Source organism: Butyricimonas faecalis, assembly GCF_003991565.1.
Lineage (GTDB): Bacteria > Bacteroidota > Bacteroidia > Bacteroidales > Marinifilaceae > Butyricimonas > Butyricimonas faecalis.
This window is the reverse complement of sequence record NZ_CP032819.1, coordinates 481,898-499,545: the sequence shown is the minus strand read 5'-3', so window position 1 is coordinate 499,545 and position 17,648 is coordinate 481,898. Positions and strand designations below refer to the sequence as shown.

15 protein-coding genes, 2 tRNA genes and 1 pseudogene are annotated in these 17,648 nt (G+C 36.8%); 7 read left to right on the top strand and 11 right to left on the bottom strand.

Annotated features, from left to right (window positions below):
- Window position 1 precedes the first annotated feature (1 nt).
- From D8S85_RS02065 to D8S85_RS02050, 4 genes are all read right to left on the bottom strand, one after another.
- Window positions 2-895, bottom strand: a complete 894-nt coding sequence (locus D8S85_RS02065; protein ID WP_106482182.1) for an IS1595 family transposase — start codon at window positions 893-895, stop codon at window positions 2-4.
- A gap of 553 nt (window positions 896-1,448) precedes the next feature.
- Window positions 1,449-2,594: an IS256 family transposase gene (locus D8S85_RS02060; protein ID WP_127074756.1), complete on the bottom strand. Its 1,146-nt coding sequence runs from the start codon at window positions 2,592-2,594 to the stop codon at window positions 1,449-1,451.
- 347 nt (window positions 2,595-2,941) lie between these two features.
- A tRNA-Gly gene (locus D8S85_RS02055) sits at window positions 2,942-3,014 on the bottom strand.
- An 11-nt stretch (window positions 3,015-3,025) separates the two neighbouring features.
- Window positions 3,026-3,098 (bottom strand) — tRNA-Gly (locus D8S85_RS02050).
- Window positions 3,099-3,350: 252 nt separating this feature from the next.
- On the opposite strand from D8S85_RS02050, the gene D8S85_RS02045 reads away from it, so the two are divergent.
- The 6 genes from D8S85_RS02045 (at window position 3,351) to D8S85_RS02020 (ending at window position 9,458) form a co-directional block, all read left to right on the top strand.
- On the top strand, window positions 3,351-3,863 hold the full coding sequence (locus D8S85_RS02045; protein WP_106624575.1) for a gamma carbonic anhydrase family protein: 513 nt from the start codon (window positions 3,351-3,353) through the stop codon (window positions 3,861-3,863).
- 29 nt (window positions 3,864-3,892) lie between these two features.
- The gene (gene rpe, locus D8S85_RS02040; protein WP_106624574.1) at window positions 3,893-4,543 is read left to right on the top strand and encodes a ribulose-phosphate 3-epimerase; all 651 of its coding nucleotides are present in this window, start codon (window positions 3,893-3,895) and stop codon (window positions 4,541-4,543) included.
- An 82-nt stretch (window positions 4,544-4,625) separates the two neighbouring features.
- Complete coding sequence (locus D8S85_RS02035) at window positions 4,626-5,501, top strand: cell division ATP-binding protein FtsE (RefSeq protein WP_106625231.1); 876 nt, start codon at window positions 4,626-4,628, stop codon at window positions 5,499-5,501.
- 297 nt (window positions 5,502-5,798) lie between these two features.
- On the top strand, window positions 5,799-8,516 hold the full coding sequence (locus tag D8S85_RS02030; protein ID WP_158641686.1) for a carboxypeptidase-like regulatory domain-containing protein: 2,718 nt from the start codon (window positions 5,799-5,801) through the stop codon (window positions 8,514-8,516).
- A gap of 25 nt (window positions 8,517-8,541) precedes the next feature.
- Window positions 8,542-9,012, top strand: a complete 471-nt coding sequence (locus D8S85_RS02025; RefSeq protein ID WP_106624572.1) for a hypothetical protein — start codon at window positions 8,542-8,544, stop codon at window positions 9,010-9,012.
- Window positions 9,009-9,458, top strand: a complete 450-nt coding sequence (locus D8S85_RS02020) for a hypothetical protein (RefSeq protein ID WP_106624571.1) — start codon at window positions 9,009-9,011, stop codon at window positions 9,456-9,458. Before D8S85_RS02025 ends, D8S85_RS02020 begins: the two co-directional genes overlap by 4 nt.
- 89 nt (window positions 9,459-9,547) lie before the next feature.
- Here the strand turns inward: D8S85_RS02020 and D8S85_RS02015 are convergent, their stop codons facing one another.
- Window positions 9,548-10,003 carry an SPOR domain-containing protein gene (locus D8S85_RS02015; RefSeq protein ID WP_106624570.1) on the bottom strand — a complete coding sequence of 152 codons (456 nt, stop codon included), beginning with the start codon at window positions 10,001-10,003 and terminating at the stop codon, window positions 9,548-9,550.
- A gap of 430 nt (window positions 10,004-10,433) precedes the next feature.
- Between D8S85_RS02015 and D8S85_RS02010 the strand changes: the two genes are divergently transcribed.
- Window positions 10,434-10,898 (top strand): sigma-70 family RNA polymerase sigma factor, encoded by a 465-nt coding sequence (locus D8S85_RS02010; RefSeq protein WP_240648792.1) that lies wholly within the window; start codon window positions 10,434-10,436, stop codon window positions 10,896-10,898.
- A gap of 35 nt (window positions 10,899-10,933) precedes the next feature.
- Here the strand turns inward: D8S85_RS02010 and D8S85_RS02005 are convergent, their stop codons facing one another.
- From D8S85_RS02005 to D8S85_RS01980, 6 genes and pseudogenes are all read right to left on the bottom strand, one after another.
- Window positions 10,934-11,194 (bottom strand): hypothetical protein, encoded by a 261-nt coding sequence (locus D8S85_RS02005; RefSeq protein ID WP_106624568.1) that lies wholly within the window; start codon window positions 11,192-11,194, stop codon window positions 10,934-10,936.
- Between the two features lie 423 nt (window positions 11,195-11,617).
- Window positions 11,618-11,821: pseudogene (locus tag D8S85_RS02000) on the bottom strand (cysteine peptidase family C39 domain-containing protein); the annotation flags it as partial.
- Window positions 11,822-11,842: 21 nt separating this feature from the next.
- On the bottom strand, window positions 11,843-15,217 hold the full coding sequence (locus D8S85_RS01995; RefSeq protein WP_106624567.1) for a hypothetical protein: 3,375 nt from the start codon (window positions 15,215-15,217) through the stop codon (window positions 11,843-11,845).
- A 34-nt stretch (window positions 15,218-15,251) separates the two neighbouring features.
- Complete coding sequence (locus tag D8S85_RS01990; RefSeq protein WP_127074755.1) at window positions 15,252-15,650, bottom strand: hypothetical protein; 399 nt, start codon at window positions 15,648-15,650, stop codon at window positions 15,252-15,254.
- Between the two features lie 47 nt (window positions 15,651-15,697).
- Entirely contained in the window at window positions 15,698-16,477 is a 780-nt protein-coding gene (locus D8S85_RS01985; RefSeq protein ID WP_127074754.1) for a peptidase associated/transthyretin-like domain-containing protein, read from the bottom strand.
- Between the two features lie 38 nt (window positions 16,478-16,515).
- Window positions 16,516-17,595: a redoxin domain-containing protein gene (locus tag D8S85_RS01980; protein WP_106624564.1), complete on the bottom strand. Its 1,080-nt coding sequence runs from the start codon at window positions 17,593-17,595 to the stop codon at window positions 16,516-16,518.
- Window positions 17,596-17,648 lie beyond the last annotated feature (53 nt).

Below are 17,648 nucleotides of genomic sequence, written 5' to 3'. Positions count from 1 at the left end.
TTTATGTGCCAGTTATTGTTCTATAACTAACACGGATTAAATTCTTATCAATGATTTTCTTGAATTTAATTTCCGGTGAGTTTTTGCGGGTGTTGTAATTATACTCGAACTCTGCACAATACTTAGAAAGGTGTTCCCTACTCGGTCTATGGTAAGTTCCCATTATTGACCGCTTCAAATGTGACCATGCACCTTCAATAGTATTAGTGTGTACCTTACCACGAACATATTCTTTACGTCTGTGATTTACTACATCATGTGCATAGTCCGAGCATAGTTTAGTGTATGCCCACCATTCATCGCTGTTTATATGGGTTCCTTTCTTAACTCGTTTGTGGATAATTGGCTCTAAGGTTTTACGCTTCGCATTTGGTACGGGTGTAATGGATAAACGTCCACCACGTTGTACAGCACCAAATACGGGAGTTTTATTCTCAGAACCACGACCACGTTTGCCCTTTTTCTTTCCACCAACATACGTTTCATCAACCTCGACTGTACCACGTAGCTGGTTATCGGAATTACGATGTTCCAGCATATAACGAACCTTGTGTAATAAATACCAAGCGCTCTTTTGTGTAACACCGATAGTCTTGGACAACTCAATAGAGCTAATACCTTTCTTAGATAATGAAATCAGATAGAAAGTAAGAAACCATTTCTGTAATGGGATGTTTGAGTTTTCATAAATTGTACCCGTTTTCACCGAAAACTGCTTTTTACAATGTGCGCACTTGAAAGTTTTCCCGTTTTTATAACGGTATATTTTCTGTGCGTTTCCGCAATGCGGACAAGTTGGAGTATTACCCCATCTTCGTTTCTCTAAATACTTTCTACAAGAATCCTCATCGGGAAACTGTTTAAAGAAATAGAATAAGTTAGCGTTATTACTCATATTTCACCGAAATTTACTTGAAGTTACAAAATTTCGCTGAAACATCCAAATTACTAATCAACAATATCTTATGTTATTTTTATAGTGATAACTAATGATATTTTTATAGGAATAACTACTTTTGTGCCCATGAATACAGATAGTTTACGCTTTAAGAAATACCTAAAATTTAGAGTAGAACCTAAAAGATGTCCTACTCATAACAAATCTGCCCACATATCAGTAACCCACATGGAGTATAAGATTACGGATTGCTGCTGTTCGGAGTTTGAGTCTTTTTTGAACGACCTTTGCGAAAAATACAGGGTTGGCATCTTGTTGGGGAAGTACAAAAACGTCCCAAGGAAACGCTTACGACCACCTCATCAAAATCATCAGTAGAATGTTTTTCCGATAACTCTTGTAATTTTTGTATTACTTCATCAAAAGACTTACATCTTTGAAAAGATAAATGCCGAGAACAATAATCTCGGCATAAACCACGTTTATTTTGATAGTGTACCAAAAAGTGTGTATAGCCCTTCTTTTTTCATATTTGCAAATCTATTAATTTTTAATAAAATAATCTTGATTCTAAAAAATTATAAATTGGGTACTTGTAAATATCTGCATTTTGCGCCACCGTTCCCATGAGCAGGATGACGGCTCGCGGGTTTGGCATTGCGCCCCTCATGTTTATAACCCTCTTGTAATCCCTGTTCAGCCTTTCGATCCAGTTTGTAGTGTAAATCATCCCCCTGATTTCTCTTTCATACTTGAAGTACGTGAAGTAGAACCTGTACCTGTCGTGACAATATCTTTTCAAGACGGGATAACTTTTCTGCCACCTGGCAATAAACTCTTTAAATTTTAGAAAAGCCTTTTCCGGCGAGATCTCCCACTGGTCGGGAGCGCAAATTTGTTTAAGCTCTTCCAGCACTTGTTTCTTGTCCCTTGGCTTGACCTTTCCCGCGATATTCCTCTTCAAATGCACGGTACATAGCTGTAGATCCGCCAGCGGGAAAGTATCCGCCAGGACATTTTCAATGCCGGGGAGCCCGTCACACACCAGGAGGTTAACCTCCTGGACCCCTCTCGCTTTTAGATCCTCGAACACGTCTTTCCAGTTCGTGGCGCTTTCCACGGGGAAGTTCACGACGGTCAAAACTTCCCTTGTCCGGTCTTCTTTCACCCCTAAAACCGTGTAGTAGGCTTCGTTGCTCACGGACTCATCCCGCCGGGTGAGGACATAAGTGGCATCAATATAAAGAATGGGGTAACGCTTCTCAAGTTTACGCCCCAGCCAGGCGTTTACATCTTCACGTGCCGTGTTCAAGAGACGACTTACCTGACTTTTACTGTAATGCTTGCCGTAAAACTGTTCGTAAATTTTACCCACTTGTTCCGTGGTTAAACCACTACAATAAAGGCTACTCACTAGCTTTTGCGCTTCTTCTTCCTGGTCTTTCAACACGCCTAGTAACATCGGGTAAAAATTACTGTTACGACTACGCGGGACCCGAAGCTCGAAGACCTTACCTCCATGACAGACTCTACGGCCTCGAAAACCGTTACTCACGTCTGATAACGTTTCGTTATGAAGACTTCGCTCGGTGAGCATTAAACTCTCTAACCCGCGTTTTACTAATCCATGAAAACCGGATTCGCCATTTGTTATTTCTGAAATTATTTCCGAGATTTGTTCATGTGTAAATTCCATAAATATTCATTTTTGACAGTTCCATTACAAAAATAAAAAATTTGGGATTTACACACTTTTTGGTACACTATCATTTTTATCCATTTTTATATTAGGTTAGTATTGTATATAATTGCGTTCTCATAAATAACAATTTACATTGATTAATTGTAAAAATCAAGCTGAGACATCAAATGACATCAAAACTACGTAGGTACACTTTCATTCACAAGTTACAAAGAAAAATAGAAAAAGCAATAGAAATTCTAGCATTTTTTGAAACACTATCAAAAAATCAGTAAACTTTTCGAAAATAACATACGATTTAAAATAAAAAAAGACGCACAAGAAACTTGTGCGTCTTGAAGAGCGAAAAACGGGGCTCGAACCCGCGACCCCGACCTTGGGAAGGTCGTGCTCTACCAACTGAGCTACTTTCGCATTCAAAAGCGAGCGAAAAACGGGACTCGAACCCGCGACCCTAACCTTGGCAAGGTTATGCTCTACCAACTGAGCTATTTTCGCATTTATCATTCCATTTAAGAACTCAAGCGTGGGTTATTCCCAACTGCGATGCAAAAGTAACACCTTTTTTCTAAAAGCAAAAAAAATCAGAGAATTTTTTCCGGTCTCCAAGCGGAAATCTTTAAAAAGACCATCCCCTCTTGTTTTCTGCTATATATTTCGTAATTTCGACACGTTAAATTAGTTTACAAACCGGAAAGTTGAAAATGGAACACAAAATTCAATTTTCAACTCTCAATTTTCAATTATATTATGGCAATAATCAGAGAATTAAATGGACACACACCGAAATTCGGCAAGAATTGTTTTTTAGCTGAAAATGCCGCTGTTATTGGCGACGTGGAGATGGGTGACGATTGTAGTATATGGTACGGGGCTGTTCTGAGAGGCGATGTACACTATATTAAAATCGGTAACAAAGTAAATATTCAGGATAACGCAACGATACACGCAACCTATCAAAAATCCCCTACCAATATCGGAAATAACGTTTCTATCGCCCACAATGCCGTGGTTCATGGATGTACGATTCATGATAATGTACTGATTGGCATGGGTGCTATTGTCCTTGACAATGCTGTCATCGAAAGTAACTCCATCGTGGCAGCCGGTAGCGTGGTGACGAAAGGCACCGTTGTTGAATCCGGCTGGGTATATGCGGGGACTCCTGCAAAAAAATTAAAACAAATGGGGCCGGAGCTCTTACGCGATGAAGTGGAAAGAATTGTAAATTCTTACTCCATGTACGCTAGCTGGTACAAATAATTTAAATTCCAAATTTTAAACTCTTAGAAATGAGCGTTATTGTTTCTCCCTCGCTATTATCTGCAGATTTTCTGCATCTATCAAAAGATATTGAAATGGTAAACCGGAGCCAAGCCGATTGGTTTCACTTGGATATCATGGATGGAGTATTTGTCCCTAATATATCTTACGGGCTCCCGGTTGTTTCCCAAATAAAGAAAATGGCCACCAAACCACTGGATGTGCATTTGATGATCGTGCAGCCGGAACGTTACGTGGAGGCTTTTCACAAAGCCGGAGCAGATATCTTAACCGTACATTACGAGGCATGTACTCACTTACACCGTACGATTCAGCAAATAAAAGCACAAGGTATGAAAGCCGGGGTTTCACTGAATCCGCATACCCCAGTCTCCCTGTTAGAAGATATTATTAAGGACATTGATGTCGTTCTATTAATGAGTGTGAACCCGGGATTCGGAGGGCAGTCATTCATTGAACAGACCATCAACAAAGTCGATAAACTGAAAAAACTCATCATAGAATCAAATTCCCATACCCTCATAGAGATTGATGGCGGGGTCAATTTTGAAACCGGAAAACGCTTGGTAAATGCCGGTGCCGATGCCCTTGTAGCAGGTAGTTTCGTGTTCAACGCCACCGATCCGGAAGCAAACATCAAAGGACTAAAGGAGCTATAGAAAAGATTCAGTGATTACAAAAACGTTGGCCTTGTGCAGTTGGAATCTGCAATCTACAATCATTAAATCTAAAATTAATAAGGTGGAAGCAATTATAAAACTGGAAAACGCCGTTATTCGGCAGCAAAAAAACACGATTCTCAAAGATGTATCTCTGGAGATCAAGGAAGGCGAATTCGTTTACCTGATCGGTAAAGTCGGGAGTGGAAAAACGTCTTTGCTCAAAACATTATATGCAGAACTTCCTCTTGCTTACGGTAAAGGAGAAGTTGCCGGTTACCAATTGAGCAAGATCAAGAAATCACAAATTGCTTACTTGCGACGCAAATGCGGGATCGTGTTCCAGGATTTTAAATTACTGACAGACCGGAATGTTTACGCAAACTTGGAATTCGTTCTGAAAGCCACGGGATGGAGAGACAAAAAAGCGATCAAAGAAAGGATAAACGAAGTGTTGGACAAAGTAGAACTTCCCGACAAACGGGATAAATTCCCACACCAATTGTCCGGAGGTGAACAACAACGCATCGTGCTTGCCCGAGCATTACTAAACGCCCCTCCTATCATCCTGGCTGACGAGCCTACCGGGAACATCGATCCGGAAACTTCCTATCGACTGATCGAATTACTGAAAGATATATGTGACAGTGGTAAAACGGTCGTTATTGCCACTCACCAATACGATTTGATAGAACATTTCCCCGGGCGAGTTTTTCGTTGCGAGAACGGAGCCCTTCAAGAAGACTTCTCGTTTGCAGAAAAATTAGCTGCAAGAAATAAGGTCATGAATGAGGGCCTAGAAAGCGAATTGATTAACATCGACAATTCCGAAACTATTGAAAACCAGGAAAACATCGATCTTTCGGAAATTCAAGTTGAACCCCACCTAAAGATTATCGAAGAAAAAAAAGAAAAAGACAATGATGACTCCGATGTTATCGGGTTTGAATTGCTCTAACAAAATAAGAGTGTGAGGTCTAAATTCTCCGGCCTCATACTCTTTTCAATACACCTTTCGGACATCCACCTCGAAGAGTAAGTTATCATGTTCCCTCTAACTTACTTTCTCCCCCTTTAACCTAAGTTTTACATGTAAACACATAATTCTCAATACCAAACAAATTTCCCATCAAAACTAGTTAAAAATAAAATATCATTTTTTCAAGTTTAGGATAGTACGATATTAACATTTTCGTGTTATACAAGTAGAACCTATACCAACTAAACGATGAAAATTTCCAAATTAATCATGATTATGTGTTTTTCAGTCATGGGGTGTGCCCTTACACAAGGCCAAATCTACACGCCGACAACAGATAACAAGATTCACTTTTTTGGAGTAATCGTCGACTCCATAACGAAAGAACCTTTGCCAGGAGCCGTTATTTATCAAATCACCGAAGAAAAATTCAGAAAACTCACTCAATTCACGGTAGCCGATAAAAATGGTAAATTCCAATTCGAAACACCTAAATACTTTTCTACGCGCGTGGAGATTTCATGTGTAGGATACAAAGTTCGTAAATTCGTACTCCCGAAAGATCATCAAACTATGAACATGGGGAAGGTTTGGTTGGCTCCTGACATACAAAAACTTGACGAGGTTACCGTATCTGCCAGAGCAAAAATGTACAAGCAATTCGGTGATACCACGCGTATTTATGCCCGGTCCGTAAAAACACTAAAAGGAGATGCAATCATAGAGATCTTACGCCAAATCCCAGGTATTAAGGTGAATCAGGATGGTAGCGTCTCAATGGACGGGAAGCCCATAGAGTACACCCTTTTAAATGACAAACTGATCTTTGGGGATGACAAAATCACGGCTCTCTATACCATTGATGCTGATCAAGCGATGACAATCGATATTTATGATGAAGAGATTGAAAGTGCAACCTCTTTTAAAAAACAAAAAAGCACGGTGATGAATATCCGGACGAAAAAAGACTTTAACCGATATTTCACGGTCGAAGCATTGCTTGAAGGTGGACAAAATCATATCAAGCACGAAAATGGTAATGACCCAAAGATATACAATCTTAACGGAAAATTAGGGACATTTCAAGAAGGATTTCAAGCACAATTAAATACCATGAAATCAAATTTCATGGGTCAACAAGACAGGTACAACCAAGTGTTAAAGAATGAAATGCCACGAAAGCAAGAGTATATTAGAGGAAAATTAGTTCGGGAATTTGGTGATTTTAATAATTATCTGCGAGATCGTTATTCAATAACTGGTAGTTATTCAAAGGACAAAAATCAATACATTATCCGAAAGGAGAACACGTATTTCCCCACAGAAGATTTCGAGTCGCAACTTGCCAATAACGAGAATAAACAGACATCAGCCAATACAATATACAACGTTGCTGTAGATGGTAATTATACTTCAACCCCTAACATCAAGGCTCATTTTTCAGGATTGTTTATGTCTAAAGATAGCGACCAGTCACGAGTAAACCAATCTGAAACATTTCGAAACGGGACTCTCCTTACGACAACGCACAATAGAATAAATTCGGAAATAAATCATGCATACTCAAGTTCATACTTAAACTTTGCTTACAAGTTGAATAAAAAGAACTTTATGCATATCAACTTGGGAATAAATCATGAAAAACCGAAAAGGACAGAATCGCATGATTTGGAAATCATGAACTCGGAACTTGAAACTCATACTACTTTAGGAGTAAAAAACAATTCTCCGCACACAGACCTCTCGTCCTCGCTACACGTCACGCACCTGTTTGACACATCCATCGTCTCGGGACATTCTATCTCGTTACAAATTGAAACACTACACAAAAAAGCCAAAATAAATAATACAGCCGTAGATAAACAAACAGGCCTTATAGACGATATTTACTCGGAAAATTACGAAATGAATACCCAAACACTTTCCTCCGGCTTGGAATTTATTCATAAAATTCCGGGTAGAAGCATCACATCGAGAGTAACATTCAATCATATCGCGATAAATCGCGACGAAAGAATCCCGGAAAAATACGTTATTCGCAAAACATTCAACACGTGGTCTCCCTTCATTAATATATCTTGGGAAGGTGAAAAGCGTGGAAACATTTCATTAACATTCAGTATTTCGCAACAAATCCCACACGTAAAGCTTTTTAGCAACATACTTAATATCTCGAACCCTATGTTTCCGCAAACAGGGAATCCTGATTTAGATCCGGTTAAAGAGTACAATTTCAGTATGAAACACCGTTTATCCTCGGTGAAAAAGCAAATATCACTTAACACGGAAGTCAGATTAAAATATTACACGGACAATGTCGTGTACAAACGTCAATACTTCAAGAATAACACGATACTTCCCGAATATGACAGCTATGAGTTTCCAGCTGGTTCAACCCTCATCTCCCCGATCAATGGCAACGATTATTGGGACTTAAAGATATCCTCCTCCATACAAAAACAAATAAACTACTTGGGACGACTGGAAACCATTGTAAGTTATACCTTCAGAGATCCCCAATCCGAAGTGGCAGGAAGACTCGTCAGACAGCAAGAGCATAAAGGAACATTTAATATAAAATTGGCAACAAACTTTTCCAGACATATTCGATTGAACCTCTCGAACAGCACATCCTATCTTTGGAACCAAAATAGTGAAAAATATAAAGAACGGGGAATCCAAAATAAGGCAACCGTACATCTTCTCTTGAATTTCTTGCAGTACGCGAATTTCGAATCTGGGTACATCATGGACTATTACAACCCATCTGTATCCAACACGAAAATCAACAGTCATCTTTTAAATGCCATGCTAGGTTACCGTATTTTCAAGAAACGCAAAGGCTTGATCAGTCTTAATGCATTCAATATTCTCGACAAGAATACAAATTTCAAGACCTCTGTTTCAAATCAATTCATTTCCAACAGTTGGGACAGGCTTTTCGAAAGATATTACACGATTTCATTCGAGTACAAATTCAATTCTCAAAAATGAACTTAACACTTAAATATCAAGCATTATGAAAAAACAAATGAAACTATTATTCACAATCTTATTTAGTTGTACGATCACAAGCGTCTGCGCACAACTACAACAAGGGCAACTGATGAATATAAAGTTCTCAACTACCAAACCCATCCAAAAAGGGGATTCCGTTACAATCGTTGTAGAATGGGATCCTCAATATATTTCGACTATCATTTTCGAGAACGTATATACACCAACAAAGGAAGAAGTGAATAAGAGAAAATTCACCTTAGTTGTTAAACCGCAGAAAACTACAACATATCAGATAACAAGAATATACACAGAATGGAAACCAAATACTTTACCTCATACAATTAAAGTACTTGACGAAAATGGAGTTGAAATAAAAGAGGATAAAACAGAACAAAAAGAAGTAACAACAAACAAAGAAATACCTACCCCCAATAAACACAGCAATAATTCAAGCAAAAACAAGAAGAAAAACAAAAAGAAAATGCCATGAAAAAATACATTATACCGCTACTAATCGTCTTACTTTGCAGTATCATCGTAGGAGGATACTATCAATTGAAAAAAATAGGAATCACGAATATGTCTTTAAATAAAGATAAACCATCCATTCAAAAAGGAGATTCCGTTAACATTACGACTCAAATAGTAAGCGAAAAAAAAATTATGGAGATAAAATACTCAACTAGAGAACCCATCCCAAAAGGGGATTCCTTTACATTCCACGTGACATGGGATACCCTATACATTTCGAACATTATTTTCAAGGACGTGTACTCGCCAACAAAAGAAGAGATGAAAAACGGAATGTACACGCTTGTTGTTCATCCCGAAAAAACAACTACCTACCAAATACAAAAGGACTATACAACAGGAGAATCACGTATTTTACCTCATGAAGTCAAGGTGCTTGACGAGCATGGAATTGAAATAAAATAGGAATAAAAGAAGGTCCGATTTTAATACAAACTTACCCAAGAATACGCTAAAACTCGTAAACTTGGGTAAGATTTTATTCTTGACATTTACTATTGTTTGGAAATCAGCAGCCATGCATCTGCAAACTCCGGATATTGTTCACGAACTTTTAGTAATTCTTCACGAGCGGCACCCTCTTCATCAAACCCGGCAATACTTACCCGGCTCATCCCTGCACTATTTTTCATGATAATACTATGATACCCCATCCCGTTCAACTTAGCCTGTAACCTCACCGCGTTATCCACGTTAGAAAAACTACCGACAATCACGTTATATCGTTTCAACACGTCTCCATGAGTCATGGTCACGTTTTCTTCTCGAGAGACAACAGGCTTTGTATTTTCAGTTTTCTTTGTGGGATTCTGTGCCGTGGTTCGCACATTCTCTTTCACTACCACTGATTCTGTCTCCTCTTCCTCAAAAGGTGGTGCGTAAACACGTTTGTTCGTACCGCAACTGATCGTGATAAATGCCAACAAAATTACAGATACAATAATTCTCATTTTTCCCAATTTTTAATGTTATCAATCTTAATATTAAACAGACAAATTTAGTGATAATACATGAGAATCGGATTGGAATAAAAAGATTTTTTCTCACATAAGTGTATAACAAGGGATTGCTAAACATACAAAGAAATGAAAAAATAACCCCTTTGGAAAGAATCAAAAAACCAACGTTTAATAATAGCACAAATATAGGTTATTAATGATTATTTCCACCCGAAATGCTGTTTTATTATTTATTTTATTCTCAGGTGAAAGGCGCTCTAATTAACATTTCGTCTTATCATAATGGAATCGCATTTTTATAATTATTAAACGTTGGTTTAAAGATACTGCATTTGCATGGAAAGTCAATTAACAACAGATTTCTGGGGACAAGACAGCGATAAAGCTTTGCGCTATTTATATAACAAATACGTAGGCGGCTTTGCGCTATTTTTCAGCAAAATACGTAGATGATGATGCCACCATTGAAGACGTGGTGCAGGATGCATTTCTCAATTTGTGGGAGAAAAGGCATGAATTTAAAACAGAAAACACGATAAAAGCCTATCTATACAAAATCGTACGTAGTTTCTCTGTTGACACGATTCGCCGTAGAAACATAGCCAATCGATATGCCGAAAAAATTGTTTTCGAAAAAGACGATCAAGAATTCTTTCTGGAAAACATCGTTGAATCTGAAGTCTTTCAAATGATCCAAACAGTCTTTAACGAACTCTCTCCTGCCTGTCGTGAAGTCTACCAACTCAGTCTCCACGGAAAATCACACGAAGAGATTTCCCAATTACTGGACATCTCCGTGAACACCGTGAAAAAGCACAAAAACAATGCCAACCATTACATGCGTGAAAGACTGAAACACGTGCTTTCTTTCTTGTTATATCTATAATTCACTCTCCACATACCTATTTCTTTATTCAATCTTCACTTTATTTGCCATCTGAATAAATCTATAAGACCACATGTCTTTTCCCAAATATATTCATCGGGACAAAAAGTAAAACGACCTATTGCTTGTTTCACAGCTTCAGTAATTTCGACACGTTGTTGTGGCGAAAGTCCATTTTCTCTATCGATAGCGAAATAGGCAAGTTTCTCAACTATTTCAGCCGATTCAGAATAAGCCTGCACATTATAGGCATTCTCTGCAATTCGGAGATAATCTAATGCGTCTTGGTAAGTCATATAAATTATTCTATATTCTTTATTTCAAGTGCAAAACTACACCATATTCCTAATCAACACAATCTTTATGTAACCATTTATTTTGAATGAAAATAAAATCCAAATAAATGATTTCCGTCAATTCGGATACGGTCAGAATAGAAAAATGGTGCGAAACAGCACGAGAATCCAGTTTAGTTTGTTAGCCTATTATAGGCTAAACTAAACGTAGGCAGGCATTTGGGATGCCTATGTAGAAATATTATCTTTGCAAAAGTTTTAAACCTATGCGTTAAAGTTTGATTATTTATTAACGGCGAAAGCCACTGAAACTAGATTTTATGAAAAGAATTTTTCTAAACCTAGCCGCTTGCGCGCTGATGGCAATTGTTGTTTCGTGTGAGTATGACTCCCCGGACATCAGATACCAACAGACGACTTAAGAGCTTTTACCCCTTTTGCCAATAATCCTAATTTACTAGAAGCTTCTATCAGTCCTAAAACATTCGTACCTTTTTTATCTGTAGAAGCATATTGACGTATTCTAGCAATAGGAATCATCAGACCATAAAATGCAACGATCGAGGCGAGACAGATAGCACCACAATCCGTTATATCATGTTGTTTTATACAAGTTTTTCTTTTCATTAATTCAATTTTAAAGAGTATTTATCTCCTCTTCACCCACTTCACCGCATCCGCAAAAATCAGTTGCCCAGGGAAAGCTCCTCGATCAAGAAGCGATATACTTATTTCTCCCTTTGACAATTTATATTTTCCTAAAAAAATCCATCTACTTTCAAATATTTGCATATCAAACGTGGAATCCTCATCTCGTCCCTCATTGTCCTGCAAAAAAACATTTCTCGTACCACTAGGAAGTATATCTACCCTAATATTAGCTTTATAACCCTTTTGTTCTACGGAATAACAATATGAAAACAATTCAACTTGATACTGAAATCTATGATTCAACCCTAATTGATAAACGTAAAGTTCGTAATCTCCGTCTTCCGGAAGTAATGCTTTCCACGTTGCTTTTCCTGTCCCGTTTTTTACTACTTTACCACAAAAACTTCTCACGGGTTCCCCGATAGCATCATTAAATACTGAAGGCAACCACCCAGAAAACTTACCCTGAAGAAAATCTGTCATCATTCCATATTTAGGAGTATTTTGATGAAGTAACTTACTCAACCACGTTTCCCTTGATTCTGACATTGTAGTACAAAACATATCATCCTCATTATCAACAAGAATTTCATCCTTATCAGAAGTAAAGCAAATTGTATCTATTGATACTATTTCCATAAAAGAATCGCTTGTAGTTTTCAATTCCTGTGAAAATAATTTAAAATAACTGTCAGGATTATTCTGAGAAAAATTCGTATGAAGTAAGATATTCCATTTTCTTTTTTTCATCGGTACAGAAACATGTATACATGTACCAGAATAAACCGGAATGCTCTTTACTTCTTGTAGATCGGGAGTATAATCGTCCCCCTCCGAGTAAAGCGTAACAACACCATTACACTCCGATGGATTCCACACATCAAAAGAAACTAATGTCTCACAAAACTGACCTTCTGTCATTATTTTCTGATCCAAGTTTCTAATAAAGAAAAACGGAACTCCCGACATTCGATAGAATTCTTCAACAAAAGTAAGAAAATCAAAATGAAACTTTTGTTGAACCTCCTCTACAAATTGTTCAAAAGGGACTTCACGAAACAAATTACGAGAATAAAAATCAACAAGAAATGCTTTGAATTCATCTTGATCAATATGGCAATATATGTATTTTGCAAAATACTGGCTTTTAAGTTTGAGTATAGATCCTTCAAATGAAGACAACCTAGAACCACTCAAGACATTTTGCAAACTATGTGAGGAAAGATAATCAATCACACTATCATCCTTTGTACTCCCAACCTCAATACTGTTTTGTAAGATTTGAACACGATTATTCATCAGCATCTGACGAATAAAATAATCAATATAAGGGTATTTATCAGAGTATAAACACCCGGTAAAATTTGTAAACCAAAATGCCACGGAAGACATATTTTTTACAGGAGTTAAAAACAACTGATGATTTGACAAAAATGACAATAAATCCATTTTAGGAAATTCCATCGCTAAAGAATTAAAATAGCTTTCCGACCAGCTTGATATTTTCTCTTTTTCAGATACCTCCACAGATTGCATAGGCCTCATTTTCTCCATTTCCCGTGTATAGTTCTTCATGGAAACATACTGACTATTCTTACACCAATTTTCCGGTTGAAAAACCAATTCTGGCTGTACAAATTCACTTCCTTCTTTACCGATTCGGGAATAGGAACAAAGAGACACAGGGATCTCTACAAGAGTCATTTTAGAGAAAGGATACTTTATCCCGTACTTGTACTCAAATTTTTCTTTTACACCTCGTATCCCCTCCACTACTCCTTTTTGCGATCCATCAAGTATAGCTAAGAAATTATTTCCCTCGTTAAAAAAATATATTTCAAACAACGTACTATCAATCAATAGACTTCGACAATTATACTTACCCATACATAGAGTCAGTCCGGGTAAAGGATTTGTATTTTTAAAATAAGAACCTTCTCTCGAACGTGACGGTTTTCCTTGAGAAATCACCGTATACATCGTATCGTGAACGACTGTCAATGAATAGTTTGAAAAACTGATTTCCGAAGCCAATGGTTGAACGGGATTTACCAAAGGAGCACACACGGGATACCATAAACATTCCGGAGTTAAAAATGTATATGCTTCCTCAACCATTGCTGTACGCTTTCCATAACGCAAAATACTATTACTCCATTTGGTATTATTATATTCAGAATCATCTACATCTAAATAACAAACACTTTCATCAATTTTACCCGAATAATGAATAACAAAATTCCGGTACTCTCCGCAACCTATCGGGTAATCTAATAATAAGACTTGTTCATTTTTTCGATAGTGAACTTTTTCTCCCATACACGTCACGTTATTTACCGTTAAAGAAGGATTTAAATACAAAATAACATCTTTAATCTTTTTCTTGTTCGGATTATAAACTGTTATACTATCAAGCACGGATATCCATTCACCCTCCTGTTTATAAACTATTTTCTGTTCGCTGATTCTAATTCGTTCGTTATCTTTATATTCTTCATATAGAGCGATGTATTGTTTCCGCTTCTGGTTGATTTTATAGTAATGCCAATAATAGCTCCATCCACATCCTACACCTATGCCAAATAAAATTATCCCCAACAAAATACATCGTCGAACATCTTTTATAGAACCAGCCAAACGCTGCAATCTACTAACAGCAAAAAACAAAAACGAAATTCCAAATAGTATATATGCGAAACGTTGCAACAAATAAGTTGAAACACCAACATGACCGACTATATCAGAAAAAACATTTGGTATCGTCATTGCTAAAAAATCAAAGCAACCAAATTGTATATCAGATAAATAAAAAACATCTACAAGAATATATCCGAATAATATAAACATGGACAAAAATGGTGTTTTGAATACCACATTCAACCACACTGTTAATCCTGTTACAAATAACAACACGGGTAACGCCAGAGTTAACAAATAAAACAAATAAGGAAAAAAAGTAAAAGGATAGCTACCATTTCCTATATGAAATATACCGAGAATAATCAAATTTATAATATAGACCGTTATAAACAAACTAATAATAGCGATCCACTTACCAATAAGATAATCCAGATTACTATAAGGACGAACCAAAATAGCATCCAACGAATCTAATTTGCAATCTCTATAAATATAATTTCCTGCAATAAAAACAAGAAAGAATGACTGAAAAAGATTAAATAAGTACGTATTGATAAAAGGAATAGAACAAGAGAGTGCATAAAAATGATATACCGGAAAAACATGCTGCAAGACACTTTGTAACAAGATAAGTCCTAATATCGTCAAAAACACGAAAAAAATGAATAACCAATTCCTCCGCAATAATTTCATTTCATTACGAGCCACTAACATGATAAAATCAATATTCATAATTTCCGTATTTTAATTCAATAACAAACTATGGCTAAGCTATCATTATTAGTTTATTTTCAGGCAAAATAGCACACAATTGCAATAATTCAACGAGATAATTTAATGATGTATAACTATCAGACCATACTGTTGGAGATACCGTTACACGAATCTCGTTACAATTACTAGGAATCATGATACTAGTAACCGGTAGAAGGGCCATTGATAACCCCGGTACAAAAATATCACAATGACTAAAAGCAGCAACAGCAAAACAGGCTTCTCCAAATTTATCTGTATTTACTCTCAAATAATCTTGAGTCCCACTTTCATGAATCATAACAACAGTTCCAACAATAGGCTTCCCTTGATTATTACAAACAACTACTACTAAATCCACACAAAATGCTGAAAAATTCACAAAGAGTAAACAAATTAATATACTCATCATATATAAATACTTTTTACACATAGCACATGTATTTAAAATTATACAATTCATTTCAAACTTCCATTTCTTGAAAAAATCCTACCTTTTTTCATTATCACCCAAATGCCTAAACTCAAGACAATCAAACCAAAAATAATCCACCATAACTTTCCAGAAAACTCTGGTAAAGACTTCATCACAAAAACAGGAGTAATACGAGTTTGTACATCTTCAAGAAGTACCTCTTTTTCCATTGTTTCATACCCATTTTTACTGAATTTTATATGATATTTTCCGTATCTTGGAACATCTATATGAGTAGTTCCGCGAGATTCTGTTGTGGTTAATCCCCCATCTTTCACAAATTGATGAAGACTATCGTACACCATCATTTTTACTCCGACAATAAGTTCATTGTGAATATCTACAACCTTTACGTTAATTTGAGGTATTCCATATTTATATCGCGTACGGACACAATACCGTCCATCCTTGTTAATAATTTTAGAATGCCCTTCTTTGATTAATTCATTATCCTTATTCCATCTATTACACACATATTGAAATATATTCTCAGATATATAAATTTCGGCTCCATTTTTAATATTCCATTGCAATTGATTATCCTCAATAAATAGATAATTCTCCATTCTCCTTAGTGCCTTATAATAAATAACCAAATTCGGTCTCATCACCTGAGGATTATTCAAATCACCTTCGATCTTAAAAAAAACAGTATCCGGCTGACACGTTCTTCCCTCGATTTCTACTTTTTGGGTATACCCTTCGTTTACTAAACATATTCCCAATACACCGCAAAAAATAAATATAAACAAACACCTTTTCATATGCATATATATATCATGATTTTGATCTTAAATTCAAATCACCCCTCCTTCACAAAAGTTTCAATCTCTTCCATCCCCGGATTCGTATCCAAAACCGCCCCGTCTGGAGATATCAAGTATAACGTTGGTAAGAATTCCACCTTGTAATCATCCGAAGTATCACTCCCGTTAATATCTATATCTACAATCAATTGTTTCCACATTGGTTGATCTTCGTCAAGGGCTTTCAGCCAATCAGCCTTCTTTTGGTCACAGGATATCGCAATCACTTCCACACCCAACTCCTGCAAACGTGAATAGTGCTTTTTCAATTTTCTGATCTTAACTCGACACGGTTGACACCAAGAAGCCCAAAAATCAATTAACAAATACGTTCCTTTATAGTCCGACAATTTTACCTTCTTCCCTTTTGCATCCGGCAGAGTAAAATCCGGGGCTTTCCCGGTTAACTGCTTTGAACAAGCCTCTTCATATTTTTCCATCACTTTTTCTTTCACCTCAGAAACAGGCCCATTCCCCATCGCTTCTATTGCCCGAGTAAACACTTTGAAATCGTAACCTAACGTCCACATATTGTCTTGTACCAATATGGCTGCTATATCTGTATTCCTAAAATCAGCAACCATTTCCAGAAGTAAATCATTTCCTTGCTTCCACAACTGCTCGTTCTCTTTTCTCAATCCATCTAAAACCTCTTCGTTTCCTGTTTGCCTCATCTGTTGTTGCAAATTCATTCTTGCATCCGAATTCATTTTAACTTTTTGCAAATGTCCATTCAATTTAGCCTGAACACCATTCCGACCTGTTACGATTTGATAGTCATCTCCCATCTTCTCCAACTGATAGTTCCCTTCTTCCGGGTAAAAATAGATTCGTCCTCCCCGTTTCCCCATACCGAGATAAAGCAAACACTTCTCCGCTTTCCCTTTTAACGTAAAACTTCCGTTAGGCTTTACTTGACCTCGTGCAAGTGTATCCGCTCCTTTTCCCTCTTGTGTCAGTAAATAAACTTCCGTCACTTTACTATTTTCTGGCAAAACACCTGTAAGTTCATAATTTCCAATGGAAGAGCATGAAACACACACAATTCCCAATAAAAAAATATATATTATCTTCATAATGATTATTTATAAAAAGAGGAGGATATAACATACACAAATCCTCCCCTAAT